Source organism: Flagellimonas sp. CMM7, assembly GCF_021390195.1.
GTDB lineage: Bacteria > Bacteroidota > Bacteroidia > Flavobacteriales > Flavobacteriaceae > Flagellimonas.
Genome location: NZ_CP090003.1, coordinates 489,285 through 514,278, shown reverse-complemented (window position 1 = coordinate 514,278; position 24,994 = coordinate 489,285). Strand labels below are relative to the sequence as shown.

General features: G+C 36.2%; 20 protein-coding genes. 9 read left to right on the top strand and 11 right to left on the bottom strand.

The features are described 5' to 3' along the window. The first annotated feature begins 201 nt into the window (after positions 1 to 201). From galK to LV704_RS02410, 3 genes are all read left to right on the top strand, one after another. Entirely contained in the window at positions 202 to 1,320 is a 1,119-nt protein-coding gene (gene galK, locus LV704_RS02420) for a galactokinase (RefSeq protein WP_233782125.1), read from the top strand. Beyond that, complete coding sequence (locus LV704_RS02415; protein WP_163423683.1) at positions 1,320 to 2,366, top strand: UDP-glucose--hexose-1-phosphate uridylyltransferase; 1,047 nt, start codon at positions 1,320 to 1,322, stop codon at positions 2,364 to 2,366. The genes galK and LV704_RS02415 overlap by 1 nt, the downstream gene beginning before the upstream one ends. A 251-nt stretch (positions 2,367 to 2,617) precedes the next feature. Continuing rightward, the gene (locus tag LV704_RS02410) at positions 2,618 to 3,748 is read left to right on the top strand and encodes an aldose epimerase family protein (protein ID WP_163423684.1); all 1,131 of its coding nucleotides are present in this window, start codon (positions 2,618 to 2,620) and stop codon (positions 3,746 to 3,748) included. Between the two features lie 371 nt (positions 3,749 to 4,119). Here LV704_RS02410 and LV704_RS02405 read toward each other — a convergent pair whose 3' ends face one another. The 9 genes from LV704_RS02405 to LV704_RS02365 all read right to left on the bottom strand — a co-directional run bounded on the left by LV704_RS02405 (position 4,120) and on the right by LV704_RS02365 (position 15,176). After that, a complete protein-coding gene (locus LV704_RS02405) occupies positions 4,120 to 4,980 on the bottom strand; it encodes a hypothetical protein (protein WP_163423686.1) in 861 nt (286 codons plus the stop codon). An 18-nt stretch (positions 4,981 to 4,998) separates the two neighbouring features. Then, positions 4,999 to 6,006: a sulfatase-like hydrolase/transferase gene (locus LV704_RS02400; RefSeq protein WP_163423687.1), complete on the bottom strand. Its 1,008-nt coding sequence runs from the start codon at positions 6,004 to 6,006 to the stop codon at positions 4,999 to 5,001. Between the two features lie 15 nt (positions 6,007 to 6,021). After that, the gene (gene uxuA / locus LV704_RS02395) at positions 6,022 to 7,179 is read right to left on the bottom strand and encodes a mannonate dehydratase (protein WP_205597909.1); all 1,158 of its coding nucleotides are present in this window, start codon (positions 7,177 to 7,179) and stop codon (positions 6,022 to 6,024) included. Between the two features lie 33 nt (positions 7,180 to 7,212). Next, positions 7,213 to 8,526, bottom strand: coding sequence for a gluconate:H+ symporter (locus tag LV704_RS02390; protein ID WP_163423689.1), 1,314 nt, complete (start codon positions 8,524 to 8,526; stop codon positions 7,213 to 7,215). Positions 8,527 to 8,674: 148 nt separating this feature from the next. Continuing rightward, a complete protein-coding gene (locus LV704_RS02385; RefSeq protein ID WP_163423690.1) occupies positions 8,675 to 9,973 on the bottom strand; it encodes a cellulase family glycosylhydrolase in 1,299 nt (432 codons plus the stop codon). Positions 9,974 to 10,036: 63 nt separating this feature from the next. Then, positions 10,037 to 11,872, bottom strand: coding sequence for a cellulase family glycosylhydrolase (locus LV704_RS02380; protein ID WP_163423691.1), 1,836 nt, complete (start codon positions 11,870 to 11,872; stop codon positions 10,037 to 10,039). 34 nt (positions 11,873 to 11,906) lie between these two features. Then, positions 11,907 to 12,155 (bottom strand): hypothetical protein, encoded by a 249-nt coding sequence (locus tag LV704_RS02375; RefSeq protein ID WP_163423692.1) that lies wholly within the window; start codon positions 12,153 to 12,155, stop codon positions 11,907 to 11,909. Further along, complete coding sequence (locus LV704_RS02370; RefSeq protein WP_163423693.1) at positions 12,142 to 12,624, bottom strand: calcineurin-like phosphoesterase C-terminal domain-containing protein; 483 nt, start codon at positions 12,622 to 12,624, stop codon at positions 12,142 to 12,144. Before LV704_RS02370 ends, LV704_RS02375 begins: the two co-directional genes overlap by 14 nt. Positions 12,625 to 13,838: 1,214 nt before the next feature. Continuing rightward, the gene (locus LV704_RS02365; RefSeq protein WP_163423694.1) at positions 13,839 to 15,176 is read right to left on the bottom strand and encodes a hypothetical protein; all 1,338 of its coding nucleotides are present in this window, start codon (positions 15,174 to 15,176) and stop codon (positions 13,839 to 13,841) included. 846 nt (positions 15,177 to 16,022) lie between these two features. On the opposite strand from LV704_RS02365, the gene LV704_RS02360 reads away from it, so the two are divergent. Then, on the top strand, positions 16,023 to 17,540 hold the full coding sequence (locus LV704_RS02360; protein WP_163423695.1) for a VCBS repeat-containing protein: 1,518 nt from the start codon (positions 16,023 to 16,025) through the stop codon (positions 17,538 to 17,540). A 9-nt stretch (positions 17,541 to 17,549) separates the two neighbouring features. After that, positions 17,550 to 17,846, top strand: coding sequence for a hypothetical protein (locus tag LV704_RS02355; protein ID WP_163423696.1), 297 nt, complete (start codon positions 17,550 to 17,552; stop codon positions 17,844 to 17,846). 123 nt (positions 17,847 to 17,969) lie between these two features. Here LV704_RS02355 and LV704_RS02350 read toward each other — a convergent pair whose 3' ends face one another. After that, positions 17,970 to 18,761 carry a sugar phosphate isomerase/epimerase gene (locus LV704_RS02350; RefSeq protein WP_233782124.1) on the bottom strand — a complete coding sequence of 264 codons (792 nt, stop codon included), beginning with the start codon at positions 18,759 to 18,761 and terminating at the stop codon, positions 17,970 to 17,972. Positions 18,762 to 18,944: 183 nt separating this feature from the next. Further along, the gene (locus LV704_RS02345) at positions 18,945 to 19,784 is read right to left on the bottom strand and encodes an AraC family transcriptional regulator (protein ID WP_163423698.1); all 840 of its coding nucleotides are present in this window, start codon (positions 19,782 to 19,784) and stop codon (positions 18,945 to 18,947) included. 192 nt (positions 19,785 to 19,976) lie between these two features. On the opposite strand from LV704_RS02345, the gene LV704_RS02340 reads away from it, so the two are divergent. From LV704_RS02340 to LV704_RS02325, 4 genes are read left to right on the top strand one after another with little or no spacing between them, the layout of a single operon-like run. Further along, positions 19,977 to 21,131 carry a glycoside hydrolase family 26 protein gene (locus tag LV704_RS02340; protein ID WP_163423699.1) on the top strand — a complete coding sequence of 385 codons (1,155 nt, stop codon included), beginning with the start codon at positions 19,977 to 19,979 and terminating at the stop codon, positions 21,129 to 21,131. 16 nt (positions 21,132 to 21,147) lie between these two features. Further along, a complete protein-coding gene (locus tag LV704_RS02335; RefSeq protein WP_163423700.1) occupies positions 21,148 to 22,548 on the top strand; it encodes an MFS transporter in 1,401 nt (466 codons plus the stop codon). A gap of 3 nt (positions 22,549 to 22,551) precedes the next feature. Further along, positions 22,552 to 23,748 carry a glycosidase gene (locus LV704_RS02330; protein WP_163423701.1) on the top strand — a complete coding sequence of 399 codons (1,197 nt, stop codon included), beginning with the start codon at positions 22,552 to 22,554 and terminating at the stop codon, positions 23,746 to 23,748. Beyond that, on the top strand, positions 23,749 to 24,960 hold the full coding sequence (locus tag LV704_RS02325) for an AGE family epimerase/isomerase (RefSeq protein WP_163423702.1): 1,212 nt from the start codon (positions 23,749 to 23,751) through the stop codon (positions 24,958 to 24,960). Positions 24,961 to 24,994 lie beyond the last annotated feature (34 nt).

Here is a 24,994-nt window from a genome sequence, read left to right as displayed (position 1 = left end):
AAGTGGTAGGTTCCATCCTCTACCGTAGAATATAACATTACAGTAATAAGGCTAATCATAAGTAATCAATGCGCATAAGGCAATAGCAGGCTTCAAAAATTAGCTAAGAATAAAACTGTTTTTAGTTACTGATTTTCAAGAAGATGATTTGTTATTATGATTTTGTTGTGATTGAGCAGCATGAAGATTTATAAAATGAAAATGGAAAAAGAAATAAAAGTTGCTTCACCAGGTAGGATAAATTTGCTGGGAGAACATGTTGATTATAATGACGGTTTTGTTTTGCCCGCTGCAATAGATAAATGTATTTACCTCTCTTTAAAGGCAAATGGCTCAAATAATCGTTGCACAATTAAAAGTCGTGGTTTCGATAGTATTTTAGTAGCTAATCTTAATGCCTTGGGTCAAGGTACTGAAGGTTGGCATAATTATGTACTGGGCGTTCTTAGTGAAATTAGTCAGATAAGTGATAATTTAAAGGGGTTTGACTGTGAGATTGAAAGTAAAGTTCCTGTTGGTTCTGGGGTGAGCTCTTCTGCCGCTTTGGAGTGTGGATTGGCTTTTGGACTTAATGAACTATTCAATTTAGGATTGGATAAGTGGCAATTGATTAAACTAAGCCAACGCGCCGAGCACAATTTTGTAGGTACCAAATGCGGTATTATGGATCAATTTGCATCAGTTATGGGAAAAGAGCGTCATTTGATGTTTTTAGATTGTACGTCATTGGGTTTTAAATATATTCCTGTCCAAATTGAACCGTATAGATTACTCTTAATCAACACTAATGTATCGCATAACCTAGCTACGGGAGAATACAATGTAAGAAGAAAACAATGTGAAGATGGACTAGCCATTGTTCATAAGAAGTTGGGCATCGAAAAATCATTTAGAAATGTGACCATGGACATGCTTGATGCTTCTAAAAAACTTCTTGGAAAAACTTTATACAATAGGTGTTCATATGTGGTCGAGGAGAACGCAAGGGTTCTACAGGCGGTTGAAGCATTGAACAAAAATGATTTGACCCAGTTAGGAAGATTAATGTACCAAACTCATGAAGGACTTAGTACAAAGTACGATGTAAGTTGTCCGGAACTAGACTTTTTAGTGAATTTTTCGAAAGATGAAAATGATGTTTTGGGAGCACGTATGATGGGCGGAGGATTTGGAGGATGCACAATAAACATTATTCATAATGATAAAATAGATGCCTTTGTAAGGCAACTGTCCGTTGCTTATGAGGAGGAGTTCAACATTAAACTATCCTACTTTCAAACAGTACCAAGTAAAGGAACATCAATTATGAAAATGGAATAATGAATCTAAACGAGCATCCGCATAAAAGATATAATATTTTGACAGGGGAGTGGGTATTGGTATCTCCACATCGAACCAAAAGACCATGGCAAGGAAAGCAAGAGAAGATTGCTTTAGAAAACCAACCTACTTATGATGCTAAATGTTATTTGTGCCCTGGCAATACAAGGGCCAGTGGTGTTACAAATCCAAAATACGATTCGGTATACACTTTTGTCAACGACTATTCCGCGCTACTTGAAGATACACCCAATACTGAGGTTGTTGATGGTCTTTTAAAAGCCAAAGGCGAAAGCGGTATTTGTAGAGTGGTTTGTTTTTCTCCTAACCATTCGTTAACCCTACCATTAATGCAGATAGATAAGATAGCGCAATTAATTTCTATTTGGCAGAACGAATATCAAGAATTAGGTGACAGAAAAGAAATTAATCATGTACAAATATTCGAAAATAAAGGAGCTATAATGGGTTGCAGCAACCCACATCCGCATGGTCAAATTTGGGCACAGCACTCAGTTCCTAAGGAAGTTCAAAAAAAATCATCACAACAATTGAACTATTGGAACAAGAACAAACAAAGCCTTATTGGGGATTATTTGAAACAAGAAATAAAAAATGGAGAGCGTATCATATTTGAAGATGAATATTTTGTTGCTTTGGTCCCATATTGGGCCATATGGCCCTATGAAGTAATGATAGCTCCAAAAAGACATTTACAGCACATTGGTAAGATCAACGCTCATGAAAAAACCAGTTTTGCCAAGATGATAAAATTTGTGACTACAAAACTCGATAATCTTTTTGAGACCTCATTTCCATATTCAATGGGTATTCATCAGCAGCCGACAAATGGCTCCGCACATCATGAGTGGCATTTTCATATGTCTTTTTATCCTCCTTTATTAAGATCTGCCACAATAAAGAAATTTATGGTTGGTTATGAAATGTTCGCAAACCCTCAAAGGGATATTACCGCAGAACAAGCCGCCGAAAGATTAAGGGCACTACCAGAAAGGAACTTTAGAAAAAATAAAGTTTATCATTAAAGCAATGAACGGAGCAAATAAAACTAGCAAGGAGCAGGGAAACGTGCTTAGTATAACACTAGAACCCCTTAACGGTTGCCTTTTAAATAACTATTGATTCGAAAAATGGTTTTGAAAACAAACAAAAGTGCAATAGTAATTTATGGAATCAATCATTCTTAAAGTATTTATTATGCTTAAAGAGTTTTTAGCTTGTATAAAGCAAAATAATCCGATAAATTTTTCTTTAACCGATTCTAATAATAAAAATTATGTTAAGAATTTTAATAAGTATCGTAATCTTAACCGGGATTATGTGTTGTAAACAAAAAACAGATCTTAGGCAACCTACCTTGTTGGATAAAACAAACTTCTCCAAAACGCTTAAGGGTAAAGAAATTAACCTTTTCACTTTGAAAAACAGTAAAGGAACCATAACAGAAATAACTAATTTTGGTGGTAAGGTAGTGTCTCTTTGGGTAGCTGATAAGGTAGGAAATTATGATGACATAGTTTTGGGCTATCCTGATATTGATGGTTTTTTAACTGCTAAAGAAAAGTATTTCGGAGCCTTAATAGGTCGTTATGGTAATAGAATTGGGGCAGGAAAATTTACGCTCGATAGCTTAGAATATAAACTTGCAACCAATAACGGAATTAATCATTTACATGGCGGTAATATCGGCTATGATGCCATAATTTGGGATGCCAATCAAATTGATGATCAAAACCTTGAATTATATTACCTATCTAAAGATATGGAAGAAGGTTATCCAGGAAATTTGCAGATAAAAGTACAGTATCAACTTACTAATAAAAATGAGCTTAAAATAGAATACTGGGCCACTACCGATGCACCTACAGTCGTTAACCTAACACATCATTCTTTTTTTAACTTTCATGGAGCAGGAAATGGCACAATTAATGACCACCTACTTCAAATCAATGCTTCCCGCTATACTCCAATTGATGATGGCTTAATACCTACAGGAGAGCTTGCGAGTGTTGAAGGCACACCTTTTGATTTTAGAAAAGCCATTGCCATTGGAGCACTGGTCAATGAGGAAAATGAACAAATGACATACGGTTATGGTTATGACCACAATTTTGTACTAGATCAAAGTAATGAAGAACTTACATTGGCCGCAAGAGTTAAGGAACCGGTTTCTGGTCGCACAATGGAGGTGTTTACCAACGAACCCGGCTTGCAGTTTTACGGAGGCAACTTTTTGGATGGCTCTATCATAGGTAAAAAAAACAAAACTTACAATTATCGTTCGGCTTTCTGCTTAGAAACCCAGCACTTCCCTGATAGTCCAAACAAACCTGACTTTCCTTCCACACGGCTAGATCCCGGTGAGGAATATTATTCGGTATGCATCTATAAATTTTTAATTGAATAATTTACTTGACGAAATATATCAATTTATAAAACTTTTTAGAGGTCAGTATATAAATACCTAACTGATGTTGCGCAGCAATTATGTTGAAATTGATTTTAGGTGTTGATAACCTATCTAATTCTTCCCATGCTGTTTTTAGTGGTGGCCAGCCAAATTTGACTTTTCCTGGCGTAATGGTTTTTGTTGTTCCTTATTTTCAACAGCACGAGTTTGGCAAAGGCTATCATCGACGCGGTAAAATGAGCCTGTCGTGTCCGTACGGTCTTGGCAACAACCTTATCACAAAAATGGTCAATGAAGACAAAATATATCAGAACCAAATTATAAGTAACTAGCTACTGACCTCTATAAAGTTTTTTGTTCAAGTAAACTTATTCCATCCTATAAAGCTGTATCGCAATAAGCTGTCGTTCTTGATGTGTATTCTGTTGAATTTGTTTCGGACTTACATATAAAAGACTATCAGATTCAGTCAATTGTAGCACGCCAATTTCAGATTTAATGATGTCCTTTTTAAAAGTTTCAGGCTTGTCAAAGTCTTGCCAATATGCACTTTCGCCTTCTAAAAGCGTTTCAAAGTTTCTATTGCCACTATCTGTTAATGCATTAGAAATACTGTTTTTTTCTGTTGAAACCGAAAATTGTACTTCGTTATGGTCGGGTATTTTATTGACTAAAAACACCTTGTATTTTCCTGGAGTGTGTACTTTAATTTTATAAACAGCACTATCTGATGCTTTATTCCACCCTTGTAAGTTATGGTTTTTGTTGACTAAACTGTTTGAAATAGAACTGGGTGATGCCCCATAAATTTGAGTAAATGTTCTACCCTTAAACCCTATTTGAAGTTCTGGCATGTTAAACGAATTAGCTTGAAGAATACCTTGATACCATGCCTTTAATTCATTTTGTAAATTTGTTGTTTTTTCAGGTAAACTGTCGATTAAATTATGTAGTTCTTTTGGGTCGTTAATAACATTGTAAAGCCCTTGTCTAACACGTCCTTGGTTTTGAATGTATTTGAAATCGCCTTTGCGGATAGCCAAACCTTGGTCTTTAAAATGGAAGGTCGCTTTAAAATCTTTTGTCAATGGCGTACTTGCGGTTACCATAGCATCTGAGATGTTTTCTGTTGAAGTGCCTTTGGGGCTATGATTTGCAAAAAATATCAGATTTTCAGTAACGTCTTCACCATCAAATATGGGTGAAATATTAGTACCATCTAGTGCCAATGATTCGGGTAATTCTAATTAGCACATACCTGCCAATGAAGGCAAGATATCTTCAATCTTTGTGAGGTGATTCATTTTTTGTGGATTCAATTGGTTTTTCCACTTTATAAAAAGCGTCGATTTTATCCCATTTTGCCAATTTTCGCCTTTATTTCCTCGAAATCCTGATGGGTTTCGTAGTTGCCATTCCTTATCGGTCAATCCAAATCGGTAACTTCTTATCCAAGGGCCATTATCGCTCATAAAGACTATAATGGTGTTATCTGTTAACCCTTTTTTATCCAAAGTATTTAATAATCTACCAATATTATGGTCTAGGTTATCAATCATGCCATAAAGTGTTGCCATGGGTTTTGATAATCCTTTGTCTTCATATTTTTTAATGTAAGATTCTGGAGCACGCCATGGATTATGTGGCGCCAAATGAGACATATAAGCAAAGAAAGGCTTGTTTCTTTCTCTTGTTACAAAATCGATAGCCATATCTGTAAGCGCATCAGTTGTAAACCCTTCAGTTCGTGTGTGCTTTCCGTTTAATAAACCTGTGTTGTTCCAGTAATTGTAAAGACAGGCGTAATAAGCTTCATCAAAACCTCTGTCCCAAGGAAAATAGCCATCTGTTTTTCCAGAACGCCATTTGCCCCACATACCTGTATTATAGCCATTATTTTGAAATATTTCAGCTATGGTGGTTTCGTCTAAATTCATAAAATCACGACCTGCATGTACCGATGTTACACCTGTTCTTAAATAGTTTCGCCCTGTTAATAAAGCTGCTCTTGAAGGTGCACAAACATTTTGCAAGTGGAATTGTTCAAATTGAACGGATTCATTTCCTAGCATATCAAGGTTTGGTGTTTCTAAATGAGGATTTCCATGTAAGGATAAATCATCGTATCCCATGTCATCTACTTGAATGATGAGCACGTTGGGTTGTAGTGACTTTTCTTCGGAAGCATTTTTACAGCTAATAAAATAGATAAGTAATGCTAAAATCGCCAGTTTTATACAATTTGTTTTACACATATCGTTTGTAGATTTTTAAAGTGTGCTTGCAATACCCAATTCCAAACCTCGCAGTTCAGCAATTCCTCTTAGCCTTCCAATAGCTGAATAGCCTGGGTTGGTGGTTTTGCTTAAATCGTCTAGCATTTGATGTCCGTGGTCTGGACGTACAGGAATGCTTACTTGTCTTTCTTTTGAAATTTCAGCGATTTTACGAACGACTTCAACCATAGGTATATCGCCATCTAAATGGTCAGATTCGTAAAAACTGGTTTCAGTATCCCGTTTTACATTTCTTAGGTGTAAAAAATTCACTCTCTCGGAAAAAGCACTTAAAATGGAAAGTAGTTCATTATCTGCTCTGGCCCCCAACGAACCTGTACAAAAACACAGTCCATTGGATGTATTCGGAACTGCTGTAAATATAGCATCAAAATCACTTTGGGTGCTTACCACACGTGGTAATCCTAAAATACCAAATGGTGGGTCATCTGGATGAATTGATAGTATTAATCCTGCTTTATCTGCTACAGGGCATATTTCATTTAAAAAGAAAATAAGATTTTTTCGTAAGGTATTGGCATCAATATCTTGGTATGTGTCTAAATGTTTTTGGAATTGCTGAAGTGTAAAACTTTCTTCACTACCTGGCAATCCTGCAATGATGTTTTTTTGTAACGTAAGCTTTTCATCATCTGATAAACCATCAAAATATGTTTTGGCAATACTTAGTTGTTTTTCAGAATAGTCTTTTTCAGCATTTGGGCGTTTCAAAATATAAACATCAAAAGTGATTAAAGCTATGAGGTCGAAGCGCAATGCTAAAGACCCATCACGAAATTCAAATTTTAAATCTGTTCGCGTCCAATCTAAAACAGGCATAAAATTATAAGTAACATTAAAAACGCCAGAATCTGCTAAATTCTGTAACGATTGTTTATAGTTTTCTATATAGGTTTTATAATTACCCGTTTGCGTTTTTATATTTTCATGCACAGGAACACTTTCTACTACAGACCAAGTTATACCAACTGCTTCTATAACCTGTTTTCTTTCTAAAATGGCTTCTTTTGTCCAAATGTCACCATTAGGTATGTGGTGCAAAGCGGTTACAATACCCGTACAACCTGCTTGTTTGATGTCTTTTAAACTTACAGGGTCGTTTGATCCATACCATCTCATGGTTTGTTCCATTAAATAAGGTTTATGATGCATTGTAAACTGTTTTTAGATAAATACGTCTAATAATAAAACCATCATGATACCTACCACACCAACGATGGTTTCCATAACGGTCCACGATTTAAAAGTGTCTTTTAAACTTAAGTTAAAATACTCTTTGTACATCCAAAAACCAGAATCGTTTACGTGCGAAAACATTAAACTTCCTGCTCCAATGGCAAGCACCATCAAGTTTGAGTTAGCACCTGTAACGGCAATTAATGGGGCAATAATACCTGCTGTGGTTAAGCCTGCAACGGTTGCAGAGCCTAAGCACACCCTAATAATAGTTGCCATTATAAACCCTAACAGTAACGGGTTTACGTCCCAGCCACCCAATAAATTGGCGATATCGTTACTCACGCCACTATCAATAAATACTTGTTTAAGAGCACCGGCTCCTGCTACAATTAAAAGAATCATGGCGATGTCTTTTACAGCATCACCGTAACCATCCATAATGGTTTTTATTTTCATTTTTTGTCTGAGACCAAGGGTGTATGTAGCAATCAATAATGAAATAATCATTACAACAACAGGGTCTGCCAAAAATGCAAAAAGGCCTTCAAGGAAAGGGTTTCCAAACGATAAATAAGGTGCTAGTGACGAACCTGCCAATAAAAAAACAGGCAATAAGGCTGTTAAGAAACAATTGATACCACTCGGTAATTCTCTATTTGGGTCATCCTTAGGAATGAAAATATCTAAAGGCTTTGCTTCAATTTTTTTCAACGTTTTTGCAAAAAGCGGTCCCGCAATTACCATACAGGGAATAGAAACTATAAATCCGTAGATAAGAGTTGTACTTAAATTGGCATCAAAAAGATTAACCAAAGCTGTGGGCGAGGGATGAGGTGGTAAAAACCCATGGGTTACAGATAAGGCCGCTAACATTGGAATACCGATATAAACCGCTGGTAATTTATTTTGATACACTACTGAAAAAATCAGCGGTACCAAAAGCACAAAGCCAACATTATAAAATAGTGGGATTCCTACAATAAAACCAGTAATAAGCAACGCCCATTGAATGTATTTTTCGCCAAAGGCATTCATTAAAACTTCGGTGATTTTTTTAGCGGCACCACTATCTGATATTAATTTGCCGAACATGGCTCCTAAACAGATAATAACGGCTAACGAACCTAACATGCCACCGATGCCTACTTCAAGCGATTTGGAAATATTTCCTAACGGAATACCTAAAAGAATTCCTGCCAAAATGGATACAATAAGAAATGCTAAAAAAGGATTAATCTTACCCCAGGTAATTAAAAGGATAAGAACGAGTACACAAAAAACAACTGATAGTATGGTCATTATTTAATATGATATTAGGTTACTTGTTATAAAATGTAATTAAAAATCTACAGTATTTAGAGGCAATATTGAATATTATTTGCTCTTAACGAATTTCAAAAAATAATTCATCTATAGGAGCAAAGCGTTTTCATTCGATTGGAACGATCTAATTTTCCTTGATTTTTTCGCTAAAACTCTTTACCACTTCAATTGTGGATGTATCAGTATTATAAACGCCATACCATCCCTGCAATTCATGGGCGGGATCACTTAAAAAAGAATCACCTTTTCTCCAAAATTCTCCGGGTCTAACTGGTCTGCCTTCACCGGAGTATGTCCAAAAGTTTAATCCTTTGACTTTATCTCCATTTTTAATTGAATTCGTAACTTTTGAAAATAAATACGAATAAAACCGATCCCTCCAAGAAGTTGTTTCCGTTGGTAGGTACGACGAGTTATCCCGGGCAATACCGAATTCTTCCAAAACTATGGGTTTATTCAACAAGTTGGCTGCTTCTACATGGGTTGACCAATAATCATCCACTTTTTTAATAGCCTCTTGATATGCCTGTTCATCTTGGGTGGGGTCAAACCAACTCCAATTTTGTGCCCAGATGTGCATTGTTATGTAGTCGATGTTTTTGTAATCATTATTGTCCAAAACACGGGTTCCGTTCCCTTCTTTATAAGTATTTCCTTCGGTCCCCAAACACACTAAATGATGTTTGTCCTTTTTTTTAATCAAAGAAGAAGTTTCTTTTATCCAACTCATGAACTGATCGGGTAAATCATAACCCCTTGGTTCATTTGCCAACTGCCAGGCCATTATTGTTGGGTCTTTTTTATAAGCTTTTCGTGTAATAGTGTTTTTTCTTTGGATTACTTTTTTTACATGGTCGAGCATAGCTTTTTTGGCATCCTCATTTAAATAAAACTGTTTGGAATAGCTTGTGAAATCATCCCAAGAATGGGCGTCTTCTTGAGGATAGGGAATATCTCCTGCTCCAGCCCATTTTAAATACTGGGGGAAACCACCGCTCCAGGTCCAAAAATTTCCTAAAACCAAAACTGCTTTCATATCCCTCTTTTGCATTTCTGAAAGCAAAAAATCCAGGCCAAGCCAAAGATCTTCATTATATACACCTGGTGCCGTTTGGAGGGCCGGATGCACACAGTATTTCATGTTTTCATCGGCTTCACTTGCAGCTAAGATTCGTAAATTTGTTACTCCCATTGCCTTTAATTCATCTAGCTCCCGCACCAAGCGTTGGCGGTCTCCAGATTTTGGCGCACCTAAATTCATACCTTGCCAATAATTTGAGCCTACAAATACATACTCTTTCTTTTTTAAGGAAAATGCCCCTTCTTCAACTGTAACAAATTGTTTTTTATAGGTTGAACACGATGTTAATACAGAAATCAGTATTAGAATGATTAGGCTATATGTAAGAATGTTAATGTTCATTGGTTAACTTTTTTGGTTTCTTTTAACTTTTTAGATCAGTGTATTAAGTAACTCGTTGAAACTCTATTTATAAGTAATTTCCACTCTTGCCAATTGTGCTATACCACCTTTAAACACTATCTTGATGTACTTGTAATCTTTATCGCCTGAATAGCTATAAATCTTTGGTTTCCAATAGCCATAGCTTGAATCCCTATTCGTGAAGCTGTCTGGAAAAATATCTAGATCCACCCAGGTTTCACCATCATTTGAGCCATGAATGGCTAAATATCTAAAACGTTTTTTCTCAAATGCAAATAATTTAAATTCCTCTAACTTTCCAGGAACGCTATAGGTCAATTCTGAACCATAATCACCATATAGTCGGTTGCGTATTTCCTTAAAATTCCTATCATCACCAACAACAGGCACTACAGCTTTGCTATCTTCCACAAAGCCAAGGTTTTTCATGGTATCGATTTTGGCCAGTTCGTTTACTTCAACAGGACCTACTACATTCGATTTTTCAGACGTTCCAGAGCCATTCATAGCGGCAACACTGTAATAGTAAGATTTACCCAATTCAGCGGTTTTATCATGAAATAATGCAAAATAAGGCACATCGGCATCAGAAATATTATAACCTACAATTTTCCAAGGTCCATCTTTGGATGTTGAACGATATACATTATAACCCGTTGCTCCCATAGCCCCTTGCCAACTTATGGAATGTACATTTTTAATAGGTAACAACTCTGGAGCCAATGGAGCAGAAACAGCAGGTGTTTCTTTACCTTGAATTTCAAAAGCCTTGTTTCTGTACATGGTCATCAAATTACTTTCATCATATTTTTCTCCTGAAGCAAAACCGGGCCAATGGTAGGCTTTAAACACCCCTGCTCCCAATGGCTCGGAGTGCCAATAGAAACCACCATCTTTTCTATGATGACGTAAACTCCAAATCAAGGCACCAGAAACATTTTTATTATTGATCACATAGTCCAAAACCGATTGGGTTCCTGAGGTGCTTATAAATCCAAATTCGCCTACCAAATAAGGCTTTCTTTTATTGATCAGTTCTATATTCTTCTTGATGTTTTTTGGAACGTCTATCGCATTGCGTTCATAATGATGCGAAGACACCATATCTATTGACCACTCGTTTAACGAAGCTTCTCGCACAAACGGAAAGTCTAAATCGTCACTATACCAACCGTCCATAACCAAATGGTTTTTATCCAAACTTTTTATGTATCTGGTGATATTGACTGTCCAGTCTATCGGGCTTGTTAATTCGTTACCTGTTTCCCAACATAAAATAGATTTATCATCTTTGTACTTTACACCTGTGTAGGTGTTTTTTCTGTTGATGACAAAATCCAAAGTCGCCTTAAAATCTTCAATAAGTTGTGGGTCTGTCCAAAAATCATCAGCAGTCTTTCCTCTAAAGGCTGCATAGTTTGGGCGACCACCCATCCACTGTCTGTTGTTCAACAATGAAAAAATGATGCGTACATTATACTCGTTTGCCAATTGCAACATTTTATCTGTAACCTTAAAAGCCTCTTCATTAAACTGCCCTGGACCTTCCACATAGGTTGGTGCATTTTTAGGAAACCCCGTATTTCTTACCGGAATGGTGTAAATACGAATCACCTGTCCGCCCATTTCCTTTACGGTAGCAAACACATCTCGCATTTCAAATTCTGTGGGCAACCCATAAGGATTGGTTTCCTTATAGTTCATTTCATCTTCTTGAAAATTAAGTGTGGGCACGTTAAAAGAGATGAAACGGTATTCATTTTTACCGTCCATTAGTTTATTGCCATCAACACTCACAAAGTTTTCAAAACCTTGCGCATTCATCAAGTTTGCGATGAATAATAACGTTAGCGTAAAAACCATCTTTGTTCGTTTCATTGTAATAGTATTTTTTAGTGGTATGTTGTTGTATTTATTCAATTTCAAATATTTTATAGCCTTTATATTGTTTCCCTGAATCTGTTTCAGCGGTAATTTCAATTTTATGCATGCCTTTGGCCATATCTTTAGGCAACTGAATTCTCCATAAATGATTGGTTTCAGATAGTCTTGGAGTCCAATCGTCTTTATTCTTGCTATCTTTTAAGGAACGTGCCATAAAGGGGTCAAACCCTGCATAATTTTCCATAAGAATAGATGGTTCATTATCAATGAACATCATTACATTTTCGTGAGGTTTTCCAATAAATCAGTTTGCTATAATATACTGTACCTCTTCTTTTTGAAGTCAAATTAATTCTAATCTGATAATCTTCAGGATGCTTTTCTGGTATAAACACGTATTTGTAATCTGCTCCCGAAAATTCAAAAACAAAACACCCTTTTGGCGCACCGTCCATGCTGGTTGCCACAGGAATACCTTCATCATCATACGGCCCTGTCCACCAACTACCACAACTTACATCTGCTATAGTACCTTCACGTTTGTATTTTCCGATTAATTCATTTATTGTCTTCCCCTTTAAATTTCCATGTACAACTTGAGTTTCATTATTTGGTATTGTAGATAACTCCCAGGACTCACCAATGCTATTTTCAACATAATCTTTGTTAAGGACTGTTTTTAGTTTTTCACCTCCCCAAATTCTATACAGGAATAGAGGTGGAAATTTGAACGGATATAGTTTCATGCTTTTTTGTTGCCTTATTCACAATTGATGTTCAACATTGGCTTGGATTAAAACAATACATTTTCGTAAGAAATGGACAATTCTTCATCTAAACCATCAATACTTTAATGTTTGTATCACTTTGCTGTCAAATCCTTGCGGAAGCGGCATCAACAATTTGTTTACCCTCAGCATTCATGAACTAAACCAATGGTATTTTGAACTCTTTGACTTTCTTTCTTTTGTTATTTATTAGCTACTGCAATCTTCTAATTAGCAGCCATGACATTATTGAAACTCATTATGCCTAGAACCTCCATTAAATCCCTTCCATTGTGATATGGGCATTTCCAAGTTCCAAGACTAAAACAAGCCAATATGGCACTTTTCTGATTTTCTATGACCTGCCTGTTCGATGTAAATCGAAAACCACTTTATCGATTCGTTGGAAAAGCAAAATAATCGTATTTTTAAAGAACGATTTCATGACCGCATGAGAGCCGATTATGAAGATAAGAAGATATATGCAAAGAATTTTTGTTTCATCCTTATTTCACTCCTGCCAAAAAAGAAAAGCCTCTCGATTTTTCGAAAGGCCTTCCATTTTGCTCCCCCTCTTGAGCTCGAACCAAGGACCCTCTGATTAACAGGTGAGTTGAGAAGAGCTTAATTTTCTGTGGACTATTCAAGAGATAAAGAAACGGTCATCCAATCCAGAATGATGGGTGGTGGATTCGTTGGTTGTGCATAAACTTTATGTATAAAGGATGGAATGTCGAATTATGTTGAACTGGTTTCAAAAAAAACATAAAAAACTTAACATCGAACTAGATTCCTTTGAAATATTGTCCAGCAACAGACTCTACATTACCAGCGACTAAGATAATGAAGAGATTGCTAAACGAAAACTCAGATACGCTATAATATTTTAACGGGCGAATGGGTTTTGGTATCACTGCATGGAGCTAAAGGGACTTGGTAGGGCAAGGTTGAGAAATTGTCTTTGCCCATAAAACAAAAATAAGGATGTAAAACTAGAAATTGGTAGGCGAAAATATAAACTCAAGATCAGTTCATAACAAATTAAAATATTCAATGAGTATGCAATTTTATGTCTCATTCGCATTGAAAAATTAAAAGTTGTATTTTAAAAAAGGGCCAGTCAACGATTTATCTAAACTGACCCTTTACAAAAAAACAAACGACTTAAACTTTATACACTACCGGTAGCGGTATTAATTACGCGGTATTCCAATTTGTGTTCCTATTACACTGGCTTCTGGTTGTGTAATGACAGGACAGTTAATGATTGCTCCGGTGGCAGTTAACAAATCAGATAATGAGTTAGCTAAAGGGCTTGTATTTGCATTTCCTCTAAAAGGAATCAAGGTTCCATCCGCCAAAAGCTCATTTATTTGATCAAAACTTGTTAGGATAGGTCGGTCTGCCTCAGGTACAGTAAATTCTGTAATATGTGCATCCCACATTGGTGCATAATCAGGATCTCTAGGATCTATTGGGAAGGTGTTTGTTGGATCTTGCACTTGTCTTTCACTTAAAGATGCTGAATTTAAGCCTTGTACTCCAAAACCATCGCCATTATCAAAAGTTCTACCATTAGCCGTAGGGCTAAAAGGCAACATTGAACCTCCTGGGAATAGACCAAATGTTGGTAGTTTTGCTAATTTTGGTGCATATACTCCTAACTCAATTGTAGCTGGTCCTGGATCAGAAGTATCAGTTACAATATGAAAATAGTATGGTTTACCATCTTGCCACCCGTCTAAAAGCTGCATTACAACAGAAGCTTGATCAATAGCTAAATTTGGATTATTTAAATCATCTTCATCAGCCTGTGTATTCCCATTTGGATTAGGAATTCTATCATGGATACCTGTACTGTTTGCCACAGGTTGTGCATTAATTACAACATCTGTACCTGGCAATACAACATAAGATGACCAATTTTCATCTGCCTTGGCACCAGGAGTAACTGCTGCAGGAGGGAATCCCAATAATTGACCATCAGCTCCACCTGCAGTCAAATCCCTTGTAGGAGAAAAATCAATAGTACCTTCAAAAACAAGTCTGCCATCGTCTGACCATTGCGAGTTTGACTCACCTCCAGATCCTATTGCGTCTGCCATTCTAGGTGCATAAATAACTCCTAACAGTCTTGCCAAGCCTCTGTCTGAAGCTTCAGTAATTACATAGTAAAGTTCTCTTGGTGCTCCATTCACTATTTCCCAACCTTGAAACATTGGAAATCTTGCTGTAGGACCGGCTGGAACTACCGATCTATCCGTACGATAATCGATACCCAAAACGCTTGGGATAAATACATTCTGCTCAGTTGTAAAAGTAAGCACAGGATTATTTGCATCATAAGGGATTCCTCCATCAGTCTCTATACTACCCAATAATAACGCTGCTGCATCTACCATCATTGGACTAACACCATCGGCACCATCGGCACCATTAATGCCATCAATTCCGTCTTCACCGTCTTCACAACTTGTGAGAAACACAGTTAGCGACAAGACAGCCATAAATAATAAATTTAATTTCCTCATTTTTTTATTTTTAGATTATTTGACAAAGCAAGCTTTTAGCTATCATGAAATATTCACAAAGTGATAACAATTCAGGGATAACAATTCAGGGATAACAATTATGAAATTTTTAAGAAGTAAAAATGTAAGGTTAGAGGTCTTTATGTTGCTTGAATTCGGTACTAAAACCAAACTTCAGAATCACTGAGTAATTTTTTATTTTTGTTGTAGATCTTATCAAATAGCTATCGGTGCTTTCCATTTAGGAGCCCCCCACTTACATAACTATTTTGTGCTGACAGTGTATTGCGATACTGTAAAACTTCCACCTCAGATGAATGTCTGCCCTCCATAGCTTGACAACGTTTTATAATTTTGGCGTATCCCAAAAACACGGAAAGCCTAAGAATTATGTATATAGCCTATCTATCATACAGTTTTGAATTCAAAATATCGCTTTCGGGTTTTGAAAGGTAAGAATAAAGTGCTGGTTGAGTCTCGGAGTATGCATGTATTTAAGCAGCATGGTGATAACGTTGAGGATTTGTCTGCTCAGGCTGATTATTTGTATTTAATGTATTGGATTTGGCTCAATTGATTACATAAATGCAAAAATCATTTATTAAAAAGCACAAAAGTAAATTTGGCATTTTGTTACAATTTAGAGTGTGTGTTAATATGAAGAGTGGAGAATATTGGTTTAGTACTTCCAGGCTTCTATGCCGGATACTAAATCTTCTACTTTATTCTTCTCCTATTTTATCATTATCTACTTGTAAATTTTCAGATTAACTGTAAATAACTTCTACGGTTAAACTGTATAAGGCCAAATAACTATATTTGGAATTATACATTTTACTTCTCAACATGACAATATTAAAATATGAAACCATCCCGAGTTCATTCTTGTATGTTATTCTTGCTTGGTTGTTCTTATTGGTTTTAAGTTCTTGTAAGACAGAAAAACATGAAAAAGAAATAGCAGTGTATAACAAACATTGTGCAACTTGTCATGTTGCCCCAAAAATTAATGAATTACCGAAGACTATTTGGAAAAATTCAATTCTTCCAGATATGTTTTCTCGTATGGAAATTGAGAATATAAATAAGGATAAGTATCAGGGGCCATTTAAATCCGAAACAACTGATTTTAAACCTAAGATCAGTGTAAACGACGTTTTATTACTTGAACAATTTATTCTTTCTACGGCACCAGATAAGCTGGAAGTAAACCAAATTCCAAAAATGGAGCAATTGGAGAGTTTTGAGCAGATTCCCATAGCGCTCGATTACAAAAATGGTTCTGCCATTACATATTTGGATTATAGCCGTGATATTTCGAAACTATATTTTGGAACTGTTTCAGGAGAGTTGGGTACTTATGATTTCGAGAGTAAGGAAGTAAACATTGAATTTCAGGGAGAAACACCAATTACATGGTTTAACCAAGGGGACACCATCAGCTACGTAACGGAAATTGGGTTGTTTGCCCCTTCAGAATTAGAACAGGGAGTCATTAGTAAAATAAGAAAAAAGAATACTCAAAAAATATTCGAAAAATTCCATCGCCCTGTACATACCCTTGTTCAAGACTTAAACAATGATGGAAAAAATGAGTTGGTGATCAGTGAATTTGGAAATGAAACAGGGAGATTATCTATGTTAGTGGAGAATGATAAGTCCAATTTTGAAAAAACTGTACTTTTAAATCAATCGGGCTGTATTAGAACTGTCGCTAAGGATATGAATCATGATGGTATGCTTGATTTGGTTGTTCTAACCTCACAAGGTAGAGAAGGAATTACGATTTTATACCAAAAGAGAGGATTTGAGTTTGAGGCAAAAAATATATTGAAATTTAGCCCTGTATATGGGAGTAGCTGGTTTGAACTTATTGATTACAACAATGATGGTTTTATAGATATTGTAACGGTAAATGGGGACAATGCAGACAAATCATATGTGCAAAAACCGTATCATGGTATGCGAATTCATCTTAATGATGGAAAGGGTAATTACGAGGAATCTTATTTCTATGCCCTGAACGGAGCAACGCGTCTGGCAGCGGCCGACTTTGATCAAGATGGGGATATGGATTTTGGATTGATCGGCTCCTTTCCAGATTATGAAAGAGCTCCACAAGCATCCTTTGTATACCTTGAAAACATAAACTCTAAAAAATTTGATTTTAAAACCAAGATCTTAAAAAATCCGGATGCGGGACGATGGTTTTTGATGGATGCTGAGGATATCGATGATGATGGAGATGAGGATATTGTCTTAAGTTCACTAACGTATACTTTTTCACCAACACCAGAAGATTTGTTAAAACACTGGTCAGAAACAAATGTTGACCTAATGGTTTTAAAAAATAAGCTGAGGTAATTTAATATTGTGAACCAATTTAAGCCACCACGACAATATCATCCTAGATTAGGGGTCTTTCCTATTTCAGCAGGTGGCGAGAAAATTAATCTGGAGATTGCCACAATAGCCGAGGTATTCAAAAGTGTGGGGTATTCAACAGCCGCCTATGGTATAAATGGCGTAACGGAATTCAACCACCTTACGACCAAATTTCCAGGAGTCTTGATATTCATTTTCTTTCCAGGTTTTCACCAGATATGTATACCATTAACGAAAAAGTTATGGAAGTATTTTCCGCCACTGGACCTTCTCCAAAACCTTTGATGATGTTTTTGTTCTTAAACCGCGGTTACTCACATTGCCGATAGTGACCATGAAATTGACAATCTCTGCAGTATTGCCGGTTAATACGGGTAGTTTAAAGTATTTGAGCCAGCTATCTAAAAATTATTTTAGAATTGCTTTTACGTATTCCAGACTTTCTGGAATCTGTTTTTTTACATTTTTAGATTCATCTTCAATGAACATGTGCTTAATACCCAATTCCTGTGCTTTCAAGACTATGGCCTTTATGTCAATTAAACCAGTCCCCAGAGCGACGTTGGTGTGATCAGGTGCACCACCCGTATTGTCGCCAACGGTGCCTTTTTTCATATCCTTTAAATGTATTAATTTAAATTTTGTAGGATATTTCCGCAATAATTTCAATGGATTTTCACCTCCATGTTGTACCCAAAAAACATCCATTTCGAAATCGAAATTTTTGGAGTTTTCTACCATATAATCAAATAAGGTTCCATTATTATATGGTTGAAACTCGTAACCGTGAATATGGTAAACCAAGTTGATGCCATTCTCTTTTAACAATTTTCCAGCAATGTTAAAAATAGCTACAGCTTTTTTTACATCCTTAATGGTAAAGTCATTTCTTTTGTGCTTAATCCAAGGGCACATCGCATATTTTGCACCAAAAGCTTTGGCTCTAAGGACTACAGCATGAGGGTTATCATCTAGCTCTTCTTGATTGGTGCCCACGCTAATGGTCTTTAAATTGTTTTTTTTAAGCAATTCAATGAAATACTGCTGTTCTAGCCCATACGTGTTTTCACCACCTTCAATAGTGGTTATTCCCCACTTTTTAATTAATTTCAGCGTTTGAGGAACACTTTCTGCGAACTGATTTCTTAGGCTATAGAGCTGAACTCCAATTTCTTGAGCTCTACTTTGGGTGGTACCCATTGTTGAAAGCAACAATAATAAGATTGAAAACCTATATTTAGTATTCGTTTGAAAAAAAATCATTTTGATTATAGTTTTGAAATACTTCCATAAAAATATAAAATTTGGAAACCCCCTTGGGGAAACGCTAAGATTTTGACAAAAAGCGACCTGAAATTGAAATTAAATGATAATACTAAAGTTTTATAAGACCCGTTGAATTCCAAGAAAATCCTCACGATACTTGGTTGGCGTACATCCCTTATTTTTTTTAAAAATTCGATTGAAATTAGCAATACTGTTAAACCCGCAGCTATAGGCTATCTCAGATATACTTTTATCTTTTTCTATGAGTTGTCGCGAGGCGTGACCAATTCTTATATCATTTAGATATTCCACAAAAGTTTTTCCAGTTCTCTTTTTAATAAATCTATTAAATGAAACTGTGCTCATATTCAATAAGTCAGATATACCAGAAAGTGAAATTTTAGATGCATAATTATTTTCTATAAATTGGTGCAATCGTTTTAGTTTTTCACTATGTTCATAATTTTCTGGCTCTACCGACGTAGTAGATAGCATACGTTGGTTCCTAGAAATAGAAAGATCATATAAAATGGAAAAAATTTCCAAAAAATAATCCATACTATCCAGTTTTGATACTTTTTTTATTCTGGACTCCAAGGCCAAAGAAGTATTTCTAGAAAATATGATGCCGTGGTTGGCTCTTTCAAACATTTCCTTTAGGGGTTTCATAATTCCTCTATTCAAAAATTCTGTTTGAAATAGGTGATTGTGAAATTGAATGGTAATTTCACGTATTTTTTTGCTCTTGCATTTGTGTTGCTCCCATACATGGTAAAGATTAGGCCCTATCAATACTAGATCTTTATCGGTTATCTCTTCTAGGCTGTCCCCAACCGCTCTTCTTACACCAGGTGCATCACTAATAAAGTTTAACTCATATTCTGGGTGATAGTGCATGGGATAGTCAAAGAGTTCCTTGGTACGATCAAAAACTAGAAAACTGTCTTTGGGGGACATTTGAATTATTTCTCGATGCGGTTTTTGAAAGACATGTGACATAGTAGCAATCATATGATTAAATGATAAAATAGTATTGAGAATAAATGTAAATGTAATCTATTTTTGAACATTCTTTATTTTTAATAAGAGAAGCAAATTTTTTAATAAAAAGTAATATTTAATCAATTATTTTATCAATTATATACATTTATGAATAAAATTGGCCTTAAGAACTATCAGCTTAAAGCATCTATTTTTCAATCATATGTTTATATAGTATTACTACTGTATACTTTTATGTCATGTAAAAGTGCGCTTAGGTCATCTTCCGAACATATTGAACTTTCTGATAAAAATGCGGATAAGGAGGTGGGATATCTTATGGCGCGAATTAAGGAAGTTTCCAAAACCGGATATGCTTTTGGTCATCAAGATGCAACAGCTTACGGAATTGGATGGAAAAATGATGGTGCTCAAGAAAAAAGCGATGTTAATGAAGTTGCAGGAGATTTTCCTGGTGTTTATGGTTTTGAACTAGGGCATCTTGAGTTAGGGCACACTCAAAATCTTGACACGGTCAATTTCGAGTTAATGGCTAATTTAATAAGGGTTTCATATGAAAAAGGCGGAATAGTAACAATCAGTTGGCACCCTAATAATCCAACAACTCTGGACAGTGCTTGGGATCCCACAACCACAGTTCACAATATCTTAGAAGAAGGGATATTAAGCCCAAAATACAAAGGTTGGCTAAATAAACTTGCTAGTTTCTTAAACTCCTTAAAAACAAAATCAGGAAAGCCCATACCCCTTGTGTTTAGGCCGTATCATGAAATGAACGGCACCTGGTTTTGGTGGGGCAGCAAGAGTTGCACTCCCAATGAGTTTAGACAACTGTGGAGAGAAACATTTGATATTCTTACTAAAAATTATGGTGTGCATAATCTTATTTATTGTTATTCTACCGATGCCGTGGAGAACAAATCCGAATACTTGAAGTACTATCCTGGAGATGACTATGTTGATATGCTTGGGATAGACTTATACCACAAGAAAGCAACTGAGGATTATATTGAACTTCTAAATGATAATCTAGGGATGCTTGGGGTGATTGCGAAAGAAAAAAAAATGCCTTTTGCGCTTACAGAAAGTGGCTTGGAGGGCGTAAACATTGCAGATTGGTGGACAGAGGTTTTGGATAAAAATGTTTCAAATAAGGGTCTGTCATGGGTTTTGGTATGGAGGAATGCTTCAGTGGATCATTATTTTGCTCCTTTTATCGGGCAATTAAGCAGTGAGGATTTTGTAAAATTTAAAAGGTTGCCCCACGTCTTTTTTTTACAGGAAATGAATAAAATAAGATAACCGATATTTAGAGAGAATGGAAAAACTGAAGCTTAAGGAAAAAATTGGATATGGATTTGGCGATTTTGCATCTTCCATGTTTTGGAAGATGTTCGGAGTATACCTTCTTTTCTTTTATACCGATATTTTTGGCATATCCGCAGCTGCAGTGGGGACTATGTTTTTGGTCACTAGAATTTTTGACGGAATCAATGACCCCATAATGGGAATCATAGCGGATAAAACAAATACAGTTTGGGGAAAATTTAGACCATACTTACTATGGGTTGCTATACCTTTTGGAATTTTTGGGGTACTTACATTCACTACTCCTCAATTTTCAACCTCTGGCAAGATCATTTATGCATACGTCACCTATTGTTTAATGATGATTGTTTATACCGCAATCAACGTCCCTTACGCTTCGTTAATGGGTGTTATGACCTCTAATTTAAAGGACAGAACCTCTTTGGCATCATACCGGTTCATCTTTGCTTTTGCTGGTAGCATCTTAGTTTTGGCCACTGCAGAACCATTGATAGATTATTTTACCACTATAAGTGATTCCAATGATAAACAGCAAGCATGGCAATACACCATGATTGTTTATGCTCTTATCGCAACGGGGTTCTTTTTAGGTACTTTTTATCTTACAAAAGAGAGAATTCGACCTCCAAGAGATCAAAAAACGGCGATAAAAAAAGATTTGAAAAACCTCGCAAAAAACAAACCTTGGTTTGTCTTATTAGCAGCTGGTGTCTGTTCTTTGATTTTTAATTCTATCCGAGACGGGTCGGCTATTTATTATTTCAAATATTATTTTGAAAATCAGGATGCGTTCCTGCTCCCGGTTTTAGAAATAGCAATAACATTTAGCACTTTATATCTTGTGTTGGGACAGGCGGCTAATATTTTAGGGGTTATTTTGGCAAAACCCGTTTCAGATAAAATCGGAAAGAAAAATACTTTTATTGGTGCGATGCTACTTGCGTCTTTTCTTAGCTGTATTTTTTTCTTTTTGGGGGAATCGGATACGATTTTAATCTTTGCTTTTCAAATTTTGATAAGTATCTGCGCGGGGATTATCTTCCCGTTGCTTTGGTCCATGTATGCTGATATCGCTGACTTTTCTGAATGGGAAACTGGTAGAAGGGCAACCGGATTGATTTTCTCATCGTCGTCTATGTCCCAAAAAATGGGTTGGACGCTCGGGGGAGCTCTTACCGGTTGGATACTTGCATTTTATGGCTTTGAGGCAAATACGATCCAAACTGAGGCCACAAAAACAGGGATTCGATTAATGATGAGCTTCTTGCCCGCAGCAGGAGCGTTGCTATCCGCATTTTTTTTAATTTTTTATCGACTAGATGACAAACTCATGCTGGATATCAATAGAGATTTGACAACAAGGAAAAATAACAGTAACAGTATATCATAGAAAATGAAAACCAACACCATTTCCAAAAAATCAGACCTATTTTCAAAACTATTTGAAAAATACGATAGATTGATATCCAGAAAGAATCTTCCAGATACCGATTCTAATGGAATATATACAAAATTTAAACATCCTATAATTACCGCGGATCATACCCCTCTGCATTGGCGTTATGATTTATCCTCCCATACCAACCCAAAAGTAATGGAACGTATTGGAATAAATGCCGCTTTTAATGCTGGTGCCATAAAATGGAACAACAAATATGTTTTGTGCGTAAGAGTGGAGGGAAAAGATAGAAAATCTTTTTTCGCATTCGCTGAAAGCGATACAGGAATTGATAACTTCAAATTTTGGGATAGGCCTATGGTACTTCCACAAAACAGAAAGCCGGATACAAATGTCTACGACATGCGTCTAACCCTGCATGAAGATGGTTATGTTTATGGGTTTTTCTGCACCGAAAGAAAAGACCTAAATGCACCCGATGGAGATACTTCGGCTGCAGTTGCCAATGCCGGAATCATTAGGAGTAAAGACTTAATTACCTGGGAAAGACTTCCAGACTTAATTTCCAGTTCCAGTCAACAACGCAACGTAACCATTCACCCTGAATTGGTAAACGGAAGATATGTTGTTTATACCAGACCTCAAGACGGTTTTATTGACACTGGATCTGGTGGTGGAATAGGCCTTGGGTATATTGATGATATTACAAATCCTGTTGTCAAAGACGAGTTGATTTTAAACCCTAAAAAGTATCATACCGTATATGAATTAAAAAACGGTCAAGGCCCATCTCCTTTAAAAACTTCTGAAGGATGGCTGCATTTGGCACATGGTGTCCGTAACACAGCAGCTGGACTACGGTATGTATTGTATATGTTCGTCACAGATTTAAACGATATTTCGAAAATTACATTTCAACCTGGAGGCTATCTCATGGCGCCAAGCGATGATGAAATAATTGGTGATGTAGGAAATGTACTTTTCGCCAATGGATGGGTAATGGATGAGAATGAAGATATTTTTATATACTATGCGTCTTCAGATACGCGAACCCATGTCGCTAAAACAAGTTTGGACACCCTTTTGGATTATTGCAAAAACACACCTCCTGATGGTGAGACCTCTGCTGGTTCTGTCCAAAACATTCTGAATCTAATTGACAGGAACCAAGGGTATTATCAACGATCATAAATGGATGAAATAGTTCAAAACAAAGAATTGCTTTTGTTTCAAAACGAAATAAGTGAAGAGCTTCGATCTATTTTGAACTATTGGCAAAAACATTCTAAAGATGACCTTTACGGTGGTTTTATAGGGAAAGTCGATAGTTTCAACAATAGGGTAAGCAAAGCTCCCAAAAGTGTCATTCTAAACACAAGAATACTTTGGACCTTTTCAAGAGCTTGCAACTTTTACAAAGATTCACGCTATGATGGTGAATGTGAACGTGCATTTGATTATTTACTTAATAATTTTAAAGATTATGAATTTGGGGGGGTATTTTGGGAGTTAGATCATTTAGGGAGCCCAATAGAAACTAGGAAGCAGGTTTATGCACAGGCATTCTGTATTTACGCTCTTTCCGAATATTATAGATACTCTAAAAACCCTAAAGCCCTACTTTGGGCTCTGGAATTGTTTAGACTTATAGAAGACAAGGCATATGACAAGGTTAACGGCGGATATATCGAAGCTTTTGACCGTCAATGGGGCTCTGTCGCAGATATGAGGTTAAGTGAAAAGGATTTAAATGCACCCAAAACAACAAATACACATTTACACATCCTTGAAGCATATACTGTTCTGTTTGAAATGACAGGGAATTTAGAAGTGGAAAACGCTCTCATCAATTTGCTAAAACTTTTTCATGGAAGAATTTTTGAGCACAACAACCACATGAAATTATTTTTTACAAGAGAGTGGAAAAAACTGTCAATGGAAATATCCTTTGGTCATGATATTGAGGCTGTTTGGCTAATGCTGCATGGGTCAAAAATACTGGAGAATACGGAACTTGTAGAACAAACTAAGGAGTTGATGGTAAAAGTCACCAAAACTTTTATTAACGAAGCTCTTGATGCTGAATTTGGTGTCATTAACTCAAAAGATCCTGAAACGCTAGAAATAGATACGGATAGGCATTGGTGGCCACAAGCAGAAGCAATGGTGGGGTTACTATATAATTGGAGAATTACCAATGACCCAAGTTGTTTAAATATATGCAAACAAATTTGGACATTCATATCGCAGCATATCATTGACCAAGAACATGGTGAATGGTTTTTTAGAATAGATCGAAATGGGAAACCTTACCTAGAGGAAAATAAAATTGGCCCATGGAAATGTCCATACCATAATAGCAGGGCGCTTATAGAAATACTACAAATACTGCGACAAAATTAAATCATTGCTTTGTGAATTAATTATCTTGACCGGG